The organism is Klebsiella sp. K5-306 (assembly GCF_051835185.1).
In the GTDB taxonomy this organism is placed as follows: Bacteria; Pseudomonadota; Gammaproteobacteria; order Enterobacterales; family Enterobacteriaceae; genus Klebsiella; species Klebsiella oxytoca.
The window spans coordinates 119980-134514 of sequence record NZ_JAIFJY010000007.1 but is presented as its reverse complement, the minus strand read 5'-3'; the positions used below and the strand labels follow the sequence as shown (position 1 = coordinate 134514).

Genomic DNA, 14535 nt, shown 5'->3' with positions numbered 1-14535 from the left:
CTTTCATGGTACTTTTTTTGTCATCGTTTATTGATCTAACTCACGAAAAATACTTCGGTCTGTAGAAATTGGTGTGATAACTTTGTCAGCATTATAGTCAATCATCTGATGGGCTCCCCCGGGGGCGAAGAGGACACGAAAATGACACCGTTTATGACCGAAGATTTCCTGCTTGATACCGAGTTTGCCCGCCGTCTGTACCACGATTACGCGAAAGACCAGCCGATTTTCGACTACCATTGCCACCTGCCGCCGCAGCAGATTGCGGAAAATTACCGCTTTAAAAATCTGTATGACATCTGGCTAAAAGGCGATCACTATAAATGGCGTGCGATGCGTACCAACGGCGTAGCCGAGCGTCTGTGCACCGGTGATGCTTCCGATCGCGAGAAATTTGACGCCTGGGCGGCCACCGTACCGCATACCATCGGTAACCCGTTATACCACTGGACTCATCTTGAGCTGCGTCGTCCTTTTGGTATTACAGGTAAAGTCCTCTCTCCGGCTACGGCGGACGAAATCTGGAATCAGTGCAACGATCTGCTGGCGCAGGAGAGCTTCTCCGCTCGCGGCATCATGCAGCAGATGAATGTGAAAATGGTCGGCACCACCGACGATCCGGTCGATTCTCTCGAGCATCACGCTTCCGTCGCTAAAGACAGCTCCTTCACCGTGAAAGTGCTGCCAAGCTGGCGTCCGGACAAAGCCTTCAATATCGAACAGGCGACCTTCAACGACTACATGGCGAAGCTGGGCGAAGTGTCTGACACCGATATCCGCCGCTTTGCCGATCTCCAGTCCGCGCTGACTAAACGTCTGGATCACTTCGCCGCTCACGGTTGTAAAGTTTCTGACCATGCGCTGGACGTGGTGCTGTTTGCCGAAGCCAACGAAAGCGAACTGGATAGCATCCTGGCGCGTCGTCTGGCTGGCGAGGCCCTTAGCGAGCATGAGGTTGCGCAGTTCAAGACGGCGGTTCTGGTTTTCCTCGGCGCGGAATACGCCCGTCGCGGCTGGGTACAGCAGTATCACATCGGCGCGCTGCGCAACAATAACCTGCGCCAGTTCAAACTGTTAGGGCCGGATGTGGGTTTTGACTCCATCAACGACCGTCCGATGGCGGAAGAGCTGTCCAAACTGCTCAGCAAACAGAACGAAGAAAACCTGCTGCCGAAAACTATCCTCTACTGCCTTAACCCGCGCGACAACGAAGTGTTGGGCACCATGATCGGCAACTTCCAGGGGGAAGGTATGCCGGGCAAAATGCAGTTCGGTTCCGGCTGGTGGTTTAACGATCAGAAAGACGGTATGGAACGTCAGATGACCCAGCTGGCGCAGCTTGGCCTGCTGAGCCGCTTTGTCGGGATGCTGACCGATAGCCGCAGCTTCCTCTCCTACACCCGTCATGAATATTTCCGTCGCATCCTGTGCCAGATGATTGGTCGCTGGGTTGAAGCGGGAGAAGCCCCGGCGGACATTCAGCTGCTGGGCGAGATGGTGAAAAATATTTGCTTTAACAATGCGCGTGACTACTTCGCCATTGAACTGAACTAAGACCAGAGGTCGGTTGATATGCAATACATTAAAATCCATTCGCAAGATAACGTCGCGGTAGCGTTGGCGGATATGGCGGCAGGCACGGTAGTCACCATTGACGGCGATACGGTCACGTTGGCTCAGGATATTGCGCGCGGGCATAAGTTTACGCTGCGCGGCATTGCGAAGGGAGACAACGTCATTAAGTACGGTCTGCCGATAGGGCATGCGCTGGCGGATATCGCGCCGGGGGAACATATCCACTCCCACAATACGCGTACTAACTTAAGCGATCTCGACGCGTACAGCTATCAACCGGATCTTATCGAACCCGCCGCGCAGCCGGCGGATCGCGATATCCAGATTTATCGTCGCGCCAACGGCGAAGTCGGCGTGCGCAACGAGTTGTGGATCCTGCCGACCGTCGGCTGCGTCAACGCCATGGCGCGTCAAATGCAGAATCGATTCCTGAAAGAGACGAACGACGCGGAAGATATTGACGGCGTACATCTCTTCAGTCACACCTACGGCTGCTCACAGCTCGGTGACGATCACATCAACACCCGTACCATGCTGCAAAACATGGTGCGCCATCCGAACGCGGGGGCGGTGCTGGTGGTCGGCCTGGGCTGCGAAAACAATCAGGTTGATGCATTTCGCGAAACGCTGGGCGAGTTCGACCCTGACCGCGTCCACTTTATGATCTGCCAGCATCAGGATGATGAAGTGGAAGCCGGGCTGGAGCATCTGCGTCAGCTATATGACGTGATGCGCCACGATAAGCGCGAGCCGGGTAAGCTGAGTGAACTGAAGTTTGGTCTCGAGTGCGGCGGTTCAGACGGTCTGTCCGGCATCACCGCTAACCCGATGCTAGGCCGTTTCTCGGACTACCTGATTGCTAACGGCGGTACTACCGTGCTGACCGAAGTACCGGAAATGTTCGGCGCCGAACAGCTGCTGATGAGCCACTGTCGCGATGAAGAGACGTTTGGCAAGCTGGTGACGATGGTTAATGATTTCAAACAGTACTTTATCGCTCATGACCAGCCGATTTATGAGAACCCATCGCCGGGCAACAAAGCGGGCGGCATCACTACGCTTGAGGATAAGTCGCTGGGCTGTACGCAGAAAGCGGGCTCCAGCCAGGTGGTTGACGTCCTGCGCTACGGCGAGCGGCTGAAAGTGCACGGTCTTAACCTGCTGAGCGCGCCGGGCAACGATGCGGTAGCGACCAGCGCCCTGGCCGGCGCGGGCTGCCATATGGTGCTCTTCAGCACCGGACGCGGCACGCCATACGGCGGTTTCGTTCCGACGGTGAAAATTGCCACCAACAGCGAACTGGCGGCGAAGAAAAAACACTGGATCGACTTCGATGCCGGTCAGCTGATTCACGGTAAAGCGATGCCGCAGCTGCTGGAAGAGTTTGTCGATACTATTGTGGCCTTTGCCAACGGTAAGCAAACCTGCAACGAGCGTAATGATTTCCGCGAACTGGCGATATTCAAAAGCGGCGTCACCCTTTAAGTACTCGTTATCTTTCACGCCACAGCTGCGGCGTGAAACCTTATTGAGTAATAAAGGGAGGCGTTTCAAAAGCGGCGTTTCTGAGTATGATGCGCCGTTTTGTCTTATACCCTAAATAATTCGAGTTGCAGGACAAAGCACTTGTGCTTTGAACAGCGCTGGCGCTGGCCCCGAAGGGGCAAGACCGCAGGCCGAGTAACGCGGCAAGTGAGTGTATCCCCGGGAGCTAACTGAAGTAAGGGACCGGGGTGAACGAACGCGGCTAACGCACATGCAACTTGAAGTATGACGGGTATATAAGGATTTCCCATGACCGCATACTGGCTTGCCCAGAGCGTTGGCGTTATCGCCTTTCTGATCGGTATTACGACATTTTTCAATCGCGATGAGCGCCGCTTTAAGCTCCAGCTAGCCGTTTATAGCGCCACCATTGGCGTGCATTTCTTTTTGATGGGCGCCTGGCCGGCGGGTATGAGCGCCGAGCTGAATACCGTTCGTACCCTCGTCTCCATGCGCACCCGCAGGCTGTGGGTGATGACCCTGTTTATTGTGCTCACGCTGGTACTGGGGCTGGCGAAGCTGCAGCACGCTATGGAGCTGCTGCCGATTATTGGCACCCTGGCCAGTACTTGGGCGCTCTTTCGCTGCTCCGGGCTCACCGTCCGCTGCGTGATGTGGTGTGCAACCGCCTGCTGGGTGATCCACAACTTCTGGCTGGGTTCGATCGGCGGCACTCTGATTGAAGGCAGCTTCCTGCTGATGAACGGCCTGAATATCATTCGTTTCCGGCGGATGCAGAAGCGCGGTATCGATCCGTTTAAAGTGGAAAAGGCGGTACAGAAGGAAACCCCCTCCGCGCGTTAGCGGAGGGGGGGGAGATTAACTGCGCAGGGCGTTCTTCGCCAGCTGTTCGTCTTCAGCGATACAGGCGGCAGCGGTGAACAGCGCATCGGTTGAGGAGTTCAGCGCGGTTTCGCAGGAGTCCTGCAGGACGCCGATAATAAAGCCGACGGCGACCACCTGCATGGCGATATCGTTCGGGATACCAAACATATTACAGGCCAGCGGGATCAGCAGCAGCGACCCGCCCGCCACGCCGGAAGCGCCGCAGGCGCACAGCGAAGCAACGACGCTGAGCAGCAGCGCGGTCGGCAGATCGACCGGAACGTTCAGCGTGTGCACTGCCGCCAGGGTCAGTACCGTAATGGTAATCGCCGCGCCGGCCATGTTGATGGTCGCGCCCAGCGGAATAGAGACCGAATAGGTATCGCGATCCAGATTAAGCTTTTCGCACAGCGCCATATTCACCGGAATGTTGGCGGCGGAGCTGCGGGTAAAGAAGGCGTATACGCCGCTTTCGCGCAGGCAGGTCATCACCAGCGGATAGGGATTGCGGCGGATTTTCCAGAACACCAGCAGCGGGTTAATCACCAGCGCCACCAGCAGCATACAGCCAACCAGCACCAGCAGCAGCTGGGCGTAGCCCCACAGGGTTTCAAACCCGGTCGTCGCCAGCGTTGACGCGACCAGCCCAAAGATACCCAGCGGCGCAAAGCGAATCACCACCTTAACGATAAAGGTCACCGCGTGGGACATATCGTTGATCAGATTTTTGGTGGTTTCATTGCCGTGGCGCAGCGCGAACCCTAAACCGACGGCCCAGACCAGAATCCCGATGTAGTTAGCGTTCAACAGGGCGTCAATCGGGTTAGAAACCATGCTCATCAGCAGCCCGCGCAGGACTTCAACGATGCCCGACGGCGGAGTAATGCTCTCTGCCGCTGCGTTCAGGTGCAGCGTTGACGGAAAGAGGAAGCTAAACAGCACCGCGGTTAACGCGGCGGCAAAAGTCCCCAGCAGATAGAGGAACAGAATCGGGCGGATGCTGGTTTTTTGCCCCTGCTGATGATTGGCGATGGAGGCCATAACCAGCATCAATACCAGCACCGGCGCTACCGCTTTCAGCGCGCCGACGAACAGCGTACCCAGTAGTCCAACCGCGACGGCGGCCGGTTTTGAGACCGTCGCCAGCAGTACGCCGAGTACCAGACCGATTAAAATTTGTTTGACCAGACTGCCCTGAGCCAGCCGCCGTAGCAGGGTCGATCGGGGTGATGGGGTTGCCATAATTCATTCCTTCCAGTGATGTCGCTGTCCGTCCCGGCTACGTATTATTTGTAACGTTTATGTCCGGATGTAAATAGATGTTTGCCTGGTTGAGTATACGGAAAGAACGCTATTGGGGAAGGGTAAAATGCTGTTTATCGCGCTGAGATCTTATTTTTTAACTATGCATTAACTATTTTGTGACATGAGTAAGAATAATGCGCGGCGAACGTTGCCGACCGGGTGAAACGGGTCTTCACCCGGTCGTTTACCTTTTATTGCAGCTGTTTTTTCTTATCGTTCTGCTTGTTGACCCAGGCGTTGATAAGCAGGGTCAGCACCAGAATACCGCCGACCACGCCCAGAGAAATGCTGATAGGAATATGGAAGAAATCGACAATCAGCATCTTAATGCCGATAAACACCAGAATCACCGACAGGCCATATTTCAGCATCGAGAAGCGCTCCGCGACGCCCGCCAGCAGGAAATACATCGCGCGCAGGCCAAGTATCGCGAACAGGTTGGAGGTCAGCACGATAAACGGATCGGTGGTCACGGCGAAGATGGCCGGAATACTGTCAACGGCAAAGATTACGTCGCTCAGCTCGACCAGGATCAGCACCAGCAGCAGCGGCGTGGCGTAGATAACGCCGTTTTTGCGGGTAAAGAAGCGCTCACCCTCGATTTTATCCGTCATGCGCAGATGATTGCGGATCCAGCGCACCAGCGGTTTATCGCCGATCCCGGAATCATCTTCTTTCGCCAGCGCCATCTTCACGCCGGTAAACAGCAGGAAGGCGCCGAAGACGTAGAGCAGCCACTCAAACTGAGAGATCAGCCAGCTACCGGCGAAGATCATGATCGTACGCAGCACGATCGCGCCCAGTACGCCGTAAACCAGCACTCTGCGCTGTAGCGCAGGCGGAACGGCAAAGTAGCTGAACAGCATCAGCCAGACGAAGACGTTATCCACGGCCAGCGCTTTTTCAATCAGATAGCCGGTGAGGAACGCCAGCGCTTGCGGGTCGGCCACGGCGCGACCTTCGGTCTGCACCAGATACCACCAGAAAGCGGCGTTAAACAGCAGCGAGAGGGTAACCCAGAGAATTGACCAGCCAGCGGCCTGCTTCATGGTCATGCTATGTGCACCACGCCGTCCCTGCAGCAGCAGATCGATAGCCAGCATAATGACCACGACCACTGCGAATCCGCCCCATAACAACGGTGTGCCGACAGTATTCATTACTATTTTCCTTAGATAAAAACAAAACGGCTGACGTCGGAAGACGGCAGCCGCTGCGCTTTTATGCATAGACCTCGCCTTCCGGCAAGGTCTCACTTACAACAAGAATCTGTTGCCCGGCGACCGGATGCGGTTTTTCACGCATCGTAATGACGATCGGCCGGCAAGGAAGTTACTCCCCTTTGCGCGTAACAAAGTATTACAGGTTATAAATGGCGTCAATGGAGGCCGACGGACCATTTACACAGCTTTACGCCACCGGTTGACTATCCGCCGGGAACACGACCCCGGTCTGGCGACGAATTTCGCTCAGCAGCTTCGCCGTGATGCGGCTCACTTCCAGACCCGGATGAACCACCTCGTTGGCTTCGACCAGACGCGCGAACTCCTCCGCTTCATACAGCATCGTATTGATATGCTGCGGCTGGGTGAGATCCTGAGACTTGCCGCCGCGCGGCACGAAACACACTTTCTGGCATTCGGAGATTTTTTCGATCACCAGCGCGCCAGCTTCGCCCTGAATTTCGCTGGGGATCGCCGAGTCGCTGACCTTTGAGTGGTGCAAAGTGACATCAAAATCCCCGTAGCTGAGAACGACCGTGCCCTGGCCATCGACGCCGCTCTCCAGCAGGCTGGCGGTTGCGTGCACCGCGCGAGGCTCGCCCCACAGCGCGACCGCCGAGGCCAGGCAGTAAAAGCCGATGTCCATAATCGAGCCGTTAGAGAAGGCCGGATTGAAGGTGTTGGGATTTTCACCGTCGAGATAGCGCTGATAGCGGGAAGAGTACTGGCAGTAGTTAATAAAGGCTTTGCGCAGCTTGCCGATCTTGTCGAATGCTTGTTTAAGCAGCAGGAAGTTTGGCAGGCTGGCGGTTTTGAACGCTTCGAAGAGCACCACGTTATTTTCCCGCGCCGTCTTAATGGCGGCTTCCACTTCCTGCAGATTCGAGGCCAGCGGTTTTTCGCAAATGACGTGCTTTTTATGGCGCAGAAACAGGCGGGTTTGCGGAAAGTGCAGCGAGTTTGGGCTGGCGATATAGACCGCGTCAACGTCAGGACTTTGCGCTAAATCTTCCAGCGAAGTGAAGAGATGTTCGACGGGATAGTCGCTGGCGAAAGCCTGGGCTTGCTCAAGGCTGCGGGAGTAGATGGCGGTGAGTTTATATTTGCCGGTTTCATGGGCGGCATCGACAAACTGCTTGGTTATCCAGTTTGTGCCAACAACTGCGAAACGTATCATAAACGTTGACGAACTCCGTAAAAGGGACCTTTCGTCACTGTAGCACGGCATCATGACAAAACCAGTGCGCTATGGCGCAGAACGCTCTAACGAAAGCTGTGTCAGCCACAGGCGGGTATCAAACTCCAACTGATGGTACTGCGGCTCCATATGGCAGCACAGCTGATAGAACGCTTTGTTGTGCTCTTTTTCCTTCAGGTGCGCCAGCTCGTGCACCACGATCATCCGCAGAAAATCCTCCGGCGCATCGCGAAAGACGGTGGCGACGCGAATTTCGGCTTTGGCCTTCAGCTTGCCGCCCTGAACGCGGGAGATGGCGGTATGCAGGCCGAGCGCGTTGTTAAGCACGTGGATCTTGTTGTCGTACATTACTTTGTTAATAGGCGCCGCGCCGCGCAGATAGCGGGACTTCAGATCCTGGGTGTACTGATACAGCGCTTTATCGTTGTTGATATCGTGGCCCTGCGGATAGCGCTTTTTCAGCACCTCGCCGAGACGGTTCTGTTCGATTAACGCGGTGACCTGCGCCAGCAGGGATTCAGGGTAGCCCTGGAGATAGGTTAAAGTGCTCATGCGGCCTGTTTGCGTAATTCAGCGACAACAGCCGCGGATTCTAGCACCCCGCGCGGGCAGGATGCCAGAAAGGCAGCGTTACTCGATTATCGCGTCTTCGACTGCCCGGTAGCTAAAGAAGTCAAACAGCGCCTCTTTACGATGCAGCATGCTATCCACGCAGGCCATGCCGACAAACGCGCCGGTAAACTCGCCATAGCGGCTGTATTCATCGGAAAAACGCGAGGTGTCGTAGACCGCGCCGATGTTGAGATATTTTTCGCCATCCACGGACCACGAGCACTGTATCTCCCGGCCATTAATCGCCATCGCCAGATAGATTTCCCCCTCCGTAAGGCAGATTTTCTGCGGGTCGTCGTGACGCTCACCGTTGTCCATATAAATGATGGCCAGCTGCGCTGCGCCGGAGGCTTCATCCCAGGTTTTATGCAAAAACAGATAGTTCATATTGTCGTAGTAAAGCGCCAGGCCCGCGCTATGCTGATAAATCTCCGGGCTGAAATCCATTTTCGTGGTGATGGTGGCGTATACCGAGGTGAGCTTTTTCGCCAGCAGGCTGACTTTATTCAGCGAGCTCAGCGACTCCTGACCGCGTAAGGCAAGGTAACCCGCTTTACGCTCAAGGCTGGTAAAGCGCTGAAAGCGGATCCGCGGCGCATAGAAGGCGTTATCCAGCGTCTGCCCATCAAAATCATCCCTGTCTGGTTTAGCCGGAAACGGCTGAGAAGGCAGATTAGACTCTTCCACCTGGTGCTGAGCGAGGTTCCCCCCGGCCGCCATGCGCAGCCAGCCATCGTCGCTCCATACCATCTTTTGTATCGCCGTCTCGCGGCCTAGCGGGCAGCGCAACTCCTGGCGGAAGGGTCTGCTGCAAAGGTGGGTTAACCAGACTTCCCCCGTCGGGGACTCGACGTAGCTGCCGTGCCCGGCCTTTTGCAGATAGGTTTGCGGATTGAAGTAGTGTGGTTTGAGATGACCTGCATCGTGGCGCTCGTTAAAATTCTCCGGCCAGGCGGTGACGATAGGATTTTGCGGATCGCCTTCATAGGGGCCAGCGACCTGCGTTGCGCGCGCCATAGTGACCGCATGGCCGTAACCGGTGCCGCCTTCAGCGACCATCAGATAGTAATAGTCGCCGCGGCGCGTCAAATGCGGTGCTTCTATACAACCGCGATCGGTCCCGCCGCGCCAGATCCGCTGCGGATAGCCGACAACGCTTTGCCTTTGCGGTGAATACTCCACCAGGCAAATGGCGCCCGGTTTTTCGTAACCTTCGCGGGTTTCCCACTCCAGTGAAACGATCCATTTTTTACCGTCGCTGTCGTGCAGGATAGAAGCATCGAAGCCGGCCGAGTGAAGATAAACCGGCTCACTCCACGGGCCGCTGATTTCACTGGCGGTAATAAGATAGTTATCTACATCAAAATAACGCGAATTCATGGAATTCATTACGCCATAAATAACGTAGAACAGCTTTTCCTCTTCACACCAGGTAAGGCTTGGCGCCCAAATACCTTTGGCGGAGGGCAGCTTTTTTAAATCCGGATTCGTATCATCGGTGAGAACGTGGGTGAGTAATTGCCAATGTTTGAGATCTCTCGAATGGTAAATCGGCAAGCCGGGAAACCATTCAAAGGAAGAGACAGCTACATAATAATCATCGCCGCGCCGACAGATACAGGGGTCCGGATTAAAACCTTTAAAAACAGGATTCTGAATCATCGTATTTACCCTTAATGCGCAAAATATAGCGATGATTGTAAACAGGCGATAGCAAAGGGGATATATAGACTCTGGCTATTTATATAATAAACGTCTACTTATCCGGTGACGGCGCTCACAAAACCGCGTTATTTCTCCGCCCGGCTGCCTACGGCATCGGTGCTTCTGACTTTATGACGGAAGGCCAGCGGGGTGTCGTTCATCATCTCCTTAAACTTGAGGCAGAAGTAGGCGCTGTCGGTGAAGCCGGCGCTTTGCGAGATATCGCTGATCTTCAGGTCGGTATTGGTCAGCAGGTTGATAGCGATATTGAGTTTGCGCAGCAGCATAAATTTTTTGAAGCTGATACCGAAGGCGGATTTAAAGGTGCGGGAAAACCAGGATTTCGACCACCGGCAGCGGCGGGCGGCTTCTTCGGTCGTCATCTCAAAATTTTCATTTTCATCAATGGATTGCAGAAGTTCAATCAGCTCGCTGAGGTAGCGGTGGTTGGTCCGTTCGGTAATGGGGACGGAATCTTTCAGGCTGTTAAAGGCATGCAGCAGCACGCTCTGCATCAGGGAACGGAACAGCGAATCGGCAAAGTCGCTGAACTCGCCGCACCAGCTCAGGAGCAGCTCCAGACGCTCGGCTTCCTCGCCGGAAAGGTAAGCGACTGCGCCGCAGTGCGCGGCGGGTAGCGACAGGTCATATCCCTCAAGCCACTCTTTTTCGAATTGCATAAGATAACGCTTGTGGCTGGCAGCGGCCGGCAGCGTCATTTCATGGATCAATAAGGCAGGGACGAAAACCAGAGTATTGTTTTTTATCGTAAATTTTTCATCACCAATCGAATAGCTGCCTGCCGACTCTCTGAACCACATCAGTTCGTCCATCATATGAAAATGGGGGACTACGTTTATACCATTGAAATCATTTATGTTATCTACCCGTAAGGTAAATAGCTCGCCGGCGCCCACGGGGATCTTTTCGAAAACGGGAGATTCGTCACTCATCGGGTACACTCTTCTTATATTTAACAGGATGATTTATACATAATCGGTAGGCCCTTCGCAATAACGTACAGAGGACAAATATTAATGATGTTTCTGGCGGAGGCGCGATGAACACTGCCCGTATCAGTATTAAAGAAAAATTTAGCTATGGGTTAGGGGATACCGGCTGTAATTTAGTCTGGCAAACAGTGATGCTGTTTATGGCCTGGTTTTATACCGATGTATTTGGTTTAAGTCCGGCGCATATGGGAACCATGTTTCTCGCGGTAAGGGTATTAGACGCGGTGACCGATGTATTAATGGGGGCGGTGGCGGATCGTACCCGAACTAAATATGGGCAATTCCGACCTTATATTTTATGGTTCGCCATTCCTTTTGGCGTTCTTTGCTGCTTAACTTTTTATACGCCGGATTTCGGCTATACCGGCAAGCTCATTTATGCCTATGTTTCTTATACCTTATTATCGCTGGTTTATACGGCGATTAACGTTCCGTATTGCGCGATGATCAATAATATTTCTAACGACTCCCGCGAGCGCGTATCGCTCCAGTCCTGGCGCTTTGCGCTCAGTACGCTTGGCGGCCTGATTGTTTCGCTGACCGCGCTACCGCTGGTGGCGTGGTTGGGCCAGGGGAACGTACAAAACGGTTATTTTTACACCATGATCGTAATGGGGGGCCTGAGCATCATCCTGTTCTTTATCTGTTTTGGCCTGACGAAAGAGCGTTACACCACGGATATCGCGGTCAACAACCAAAGCAGCATTCTTGACGATCTAAAAACTCTGCTCGCCAACAAGGACTGGCGCATTTTGTTCGCGCTCAACGTCGTTAACCTGATTGCGGTGCTGTTTAAAGGCGGGACCACGCTCTATTACGTCAACAACATTATGGGGCGGGCGGATCTGGGTAGCCTGCTGCTGACCACCACCCTGGCCTCGGGCGTGCTGGGGGCGATGCTCTCACCGTTTATCTTTAAAAATATTGATAAAGTGAAAGGGTTTAAAATCTCGATGGCCATCGAGGCGGCGCTGCTGACGGGCATGTACTTCGTCCCGGCGGGGAACGTAGCCGCTATCTTTGCGCTGGTGATTATCATCAATATTATCCAGCTGGCCGCCACGCCGCTGCAGTGGAGCATGCTGTCCGATATCATCGATGCGGAAGAAAAACGCAGCGGTAAAAAGCTCAGCGGGATCGTTTTTTCAACGAACCTGTTTGCCATCAAGCTGGGGATCGCCATCGGCGGCGCGCTGGTGGGCTATATGCTGGCCTGGGGCGACTACGTCGGCGGCGCAGCCCAGCAAACCGAGTCCGCGCTGCAGATGATTAAGCTGTTGTTTACCGTCTTCCCCGGCGTGCTGGTGGCGCTGCTGATTGTTATCATGAGCAAATATAGTCTGGACGATAAGCGCCTGTCGCGCATGGCGCAGGACGACCTCCCGGCGTAACGGGCTATCGCCCGGAAGAAGGAGATAATCGGCGCATCTCTATTCTACTGGGCGGAGTTTGCGTATAAACTCGCGGGTTTTAGAGTTCCGGAGGCACAAAGGCGATGAGCCAGGTAGAGTTAAACGGTGAGTTATTCACATTAGAGCGGTTCCCGCCGAATGCTGAAGAGGAAGCGCTTCAGGCGTGGGAAGCGGCGGATGAATATCTGCTGCAACAGGTGAATGATGTCGACGGCCTGACGCTCATTTTCAATGACAGCTTCGGCGCGCTGGGCTGCGCGCTGGCGGAACGCAATCCGGTCAGCATCAACGATTCCTACGTCTCTGAGCTGGCGACCCGCTACAACCTGCGGATGAACGGCATTGATGAAGAGAGCGTACGTTTTCAGGATCCCTTGAGCGAACTGCCCGCAGCTCCGGCACTGGTGCTCATTAAAGTACCAAAACAGCTGGCGCTGCTGGAGCAGCAGCTGCGCGCTCTGCGCGCGGTTGTCACGCCAGAAACCCGCATCATTGCCGCTGCGAAAGCTCGCGACGTCCACAATTCCACCCTGGCGCTGTTTGAGAAAATCCTTGGCACCACCACCACATCGCTGGCCTGGAAAAAGGCGCGGCTGATTTTCTGTACCTTTACCGCGCCTGAGGTAGCCGATGCGCCGCAAACTTACAGCTGGCAGCTGGACGGTACACCGTGGACGATTCACAACCACGCCAACGTGTTTGCCCGCAGCGGCCTGGATATTGGCGCGCGCTTCTTCCTGGAACACTTGCCAGTAAATATTGAAGGCGAGATCGCCGATCTCGGCTGCGGCAATGGCGTGATTGGCCTGAAAGCGCTGGCTTTAAACCCCGACGCCCGGGTGATGTTTACCGATGAGTCCTATATGGCGGTCGCTTCCAGCCGACTGAACGTCGAAACCAATCTGCCGGATGACCTCGAGCGCTGCGAGTTTATGGTGAATAACGCGCTGTCCGATATTGAACCGGACCGCTTCGCCGCCATCCTCTGTAATCCGCCGTTCCATCAGCAGCATGCGATCACCGATCATATTGCCTGGCAGATGTTTAACGATGCCCGTCGTAGCCTGAAGTACGGCGGCGAGCTGTATGTCGTCGGTAACCGCCACCTCGATTATTTCCGCAAGCTGAAGCGCGCGTTCGGTAACTGCACGACGATCGCCACTAATAATAAATTTGTGGTTTTAAAAGCGGTGAAATTGCGTAAGGCGCGTTAAAAGATAATAATCTCGTTCCTGGATAAGCAGGCCGCTATGGCCTGCTTATTTATATTAATCGGACAGGGATTATTAATATGAATCATCAGGAAGATGAATACAGTAATGGAGCCGCCACTCCGCGCAAAATTGTCTTAGGCAGGCATCCTGCCGTATTTGTTTGCGTTATACAATGCATAGTTTATATATACATCACTGGCTCTGGCTGGCTCGGGTTTAGTGATAATACCGGTGGAGGGTATAATCTGCTATTCGCTGTCCTGTGGGCAGCAATGGCCTTCGGAATCTATAAATATAGCCGCGCCTGCGCTGTCATGGCGCTGGTTCTTTATTTTATCGATCAACTGGCGGTGGAGTTATTTCCGCCCGAACGCAGCTTTAATGTGGCCTGGCTGGCAGGGACCACGATCTGGTTACTCTGTTTTTGCCGCGGAATCATTGCCTGCTGGATGCGGCGTAAACATAAAGTCATCGGGATTGATGACAGTACATATATTAATAAGCGAACGTTAACGCTGTATCTCATTGTGCTCGTGCTTTTCCATTCATCCTGTCTGGGCCTGAAACAGGCGCAGAAGCACACCCGCAATATCCTCTGGCAGGCGTTTTATCAATCGGTCATGGAAGATAAGAGTAAGATCCCGCTGCCGATAAAAATCGATAATAATACTTCCCTCACCGACATCTATTTTGATCAGCACACCTTGATTGTTGAACACCATGTTCGCCAGACAAAGCTGGCCAATTTACCGATGGCGCTCTACTACGCGCACGCTAAAAAACTTTACTCGCGTTATTGCGCCAACGATGTGGCGAGCTCGCTTGATTTAAAAATGATAGTCCGCTTTGCGCAGGGGTATGAGACGCGTGACCTGTCGTTTACGCCAAAAGACTGTCAATTTTAAGATG

Annotated in this window: 12 protein-coding genes; 6 read left to right on the top strand and 6 right to left on the bottom strand. The window is 54.2% G+C overall.

All coding sequences use genetic code 11. The features are described 5' to 3' along the window. The first annotated feature begins 141 nt into the window (after positions 1 to 141). From uxaC to K2184_RS13105, 3 genes are all read left to right on the top strand, one after another. Positions 142 to 1554 carry a glucuronate isomerase gene (gene uxaC / locus K2184_RS13115; protein WP_004105970.1) on the top strand — a complete coding sequence of 471 codons (1413 nt, stop codon included), beginning with the start codon at positions 142 to 144 and terminating at the stop codon, positions 1552 to 1554. Positions 1555 to 1572: 18 nt separating this feature from the next. Next, positions 1573 to 3060, top strand: coding sequence for a UxaA family hydrolase (locus K2184_RS13110; protein ID WP_004105968.1), 1488 nt, complete (start codon positions 1573 to 1575; stop codon positions 3058 to 3060). Positions 3061 to 3369: 309 nt separating this feature from the next. Continuing rightward, positions 3370 to 3924 (top strand): YgjV family protein, encoded by a 555-nt coding sequence (locus K2184_RS13105; RefSeq protein WP_004105965.1) that lies wholly within the window; start codon positions 3370 to 3372, stop codon positions 3922 to 3924. 15 nt (positions 3925 to 3939) lie between these two features. Here the strand turns inward: K2184_RS13105 and sstT are convergent, their stop codons facing one another. The 6 genes from sstT to K2184_RS13075 form a co-directional block, all read right to left on the bottom strand. Next, positions 3940 to 5187 carry a serine/threonine transporter SstT gene (gene sstT, locus K2184_RS13100; protein ID WP_004105963.1) on the bottom strand — a complete coding sequence of 416 codons (1248 nt, stop codon included), beginning with the start codon at positions 5185 to 5187 and terminating at the stop codon, positions 3940 to 3942. A gap of 254 nt (positions 5188 to 5441) precedes the next feature. After that, on the bottom strand, positions 5442 to 6410 hold the full coding sequence (locus tag K2184_RS13095; RefSeq protein ID WP_004105962.1) for a TerC family protein: 969 nt from the start codon (positions 6408 to 6410) through the stop codon (positions 5442 to 5444). Between the two features lie 250 nt (positions 6411 to 6660). Further along, positions 6661 to 7650, bottom strand: coding sequence for a Gfo/Idh/MocA family protein (locus tag K2184_RS13090; protein WP_004105959.1), 990 nt, complete (start codon positions 7648 to 7650; stop codon positions 6661 to 6663). Between the two features lie 69 nt (positions 7651 to 7719). Next, the gene (locus K2184_RS13085) at positions 7720 to 8223 is read right to left on the bottom strand and encodes a M48 metallopeptidase family protein (protein WP_014839612.1); all 504 of its coding nucleotides are present in this window, start codon (positions 8221 to 8223) and stop codon (positions 7720 to 7722) included. A gap of 78 nt (positions 8224 to 8301) precedes the next feature. After that, on the bottom strand, positions 8302 to 9945 hold the full coding sequence (locus tag K2184_RS13080; protein ID WP_163524789.1) for a glycoside hydrolase family 43 protein: 1644 nt from the start codon (positions 9943 to 9945) through the stop codon (positions 8302 to 8304). A gap of 128 nt (positions 9946 to 10073) precedes the next feature. Further along, positions 10074 to 10940 (bottom strand): helix-turn-helix domain-containing protein, encoded by an 867-nt coding sequence (locus K2184_RS13075; protein ID WP_004105950.1) that lies wholly within the window; start codon positions 10938 to 10940, stop codon positions 10074 to 10076. Between the two features lie 107 nt (positions 10941 to 11047). Between K2184_RS13075 and K2184_RS13070 the strand changes: the two genes are divergently transcribed. From K2184_RS13070 to K2184_RS13060, 3 genes are all read left to right on the top strand, one after another. After that, positions 11048 to 12391, top strand: coding sequence for a glycoside-pentoside-hexuronide (GPH):cation symporter (locus tag K2184_RS13070; RefSeq protein ID WP_004105949.1), 1344 nt, complete (start codon positions 11048 to 11050; stop codon positions 12389 to 12391). Positions 12392 to 12495: 104 nt separating this feature from the next. Then, complete coding sequence (gene rlmG, locus K2184_RS13065) at positions 12496 to 13626, top strand: 23S rRNA (guanine(1835)-N(2))-methyltransferase RlmG (RefSeq protein ID WP_004115706.1); 1131 nt, start codon at positions 12496 to 12498, stop codon at positions 13624 to 13626. A gap of 77 nt (positions 13627 to 13703) precedes the next feature. Next, positions 13704 to 14531 carry a hypothetical protein gene (locus K2184_RS13060; RefSeq protein ID WP_053064443.1) on the top strand — a complete coding sequence of 276 codons (828 nt, stop codon included), beginning with the start codon at positions 13704 to 13706 and terminating at the stop codon, positions 14529 to 14531. Positions 14532 to 14535 lie beyond the last annotated feature (4 nt).

What these genes read in the sequence shown, in the direction of transcription:
- uxaC (WP_004105970.1), top strand. Translation starts at nt 142, where the DNA reads ATGACACCGTTTATGACCGAAGATTTCCTGCTTGATACCGAGTTTGCC.
- K2184_RS13110 (WP_004105968.1), top strand. Translation starts at nt 1,573, where the DNA reads ATGCAATACATTAAAATCCATTCGCAAGATAACGTCGCGGTAGCGTTG.
- K2184_RS13105 (WP_004105965.1), top strand. Translation starts at nt 3,370, where the DNA reads ATGACCGCATACTGGCTTGCCCAGAGCGTTGGCGTTATCGCCTTTCTG.
- sstT (WP_004105963.1), bottom strand. Translation starts at nt 5,187, where the DNA reads ATGGCAACCCCATCACCCCGATCGACCCTGCTACGGCGGCTGGCTCAG.
- K2184_RS13095 (WP_004105962.1), bottom strand. Translation starts at nt 6,410, where the DNA reads ATGAATACTGTCGGCACACCGTTGTTATGGGGCGGATTCGCAGTGGTC.
- K2184_RS13090 (WP_004105959.1), bottom strand. Translation starts at nt 7,650, where the DNA reads ATGATACGTTTCGCAGTTGTTGGCACAAACTGGATAACCAAGCAGTTT.
- K2184_RS13085 (WP_014839612.1), bottom strand. Translation starts at nt 8,223, where the DNA reads ATGAGCACTTTAACCTATCTCCAGGGCTACCCTGAATCCCTGCTGGCG.
- K2184_RS13080 (WP_163524789.1), bottom strand. Translation starts at nt 9,945, where the DNA reads ATGATTCAGAATCCTGTTTTTAAAGGTTTTAATCCGGACCCCTGTATC.
- K2184_RS13075 (WP_004105950.1), bottom strand. Translation starts at nt 10,940, where the DNA reads ATGAGTGACGAATCTCCCGTTTTCGAAAAGATCCCCGTGGGCGCCGGC.
- K2184_RS13070 (WP_004105949.1), top strand. Translation starts at nt 11,048, where the DNA reads ATGAACACTGCCCGTATCAGTATTAAAGAAAAATTTAGCTATGGGTTA.
- rlmG (WP_004115706.1), top strand. Translation starts at nt 12,496, where the DNA reads ATGAGCCAGGTAGAGTTAAACGGTGAGTTATTCACATTAGAGCGGTTC.
- K2184_RS13060 (WP_053064443.1), top strand. Translation starts at nt 13,704, where the DNA reads ATGAATCATCAGGAAGATGAATACAGTAATGGAGCCGCCACTCCGCGC.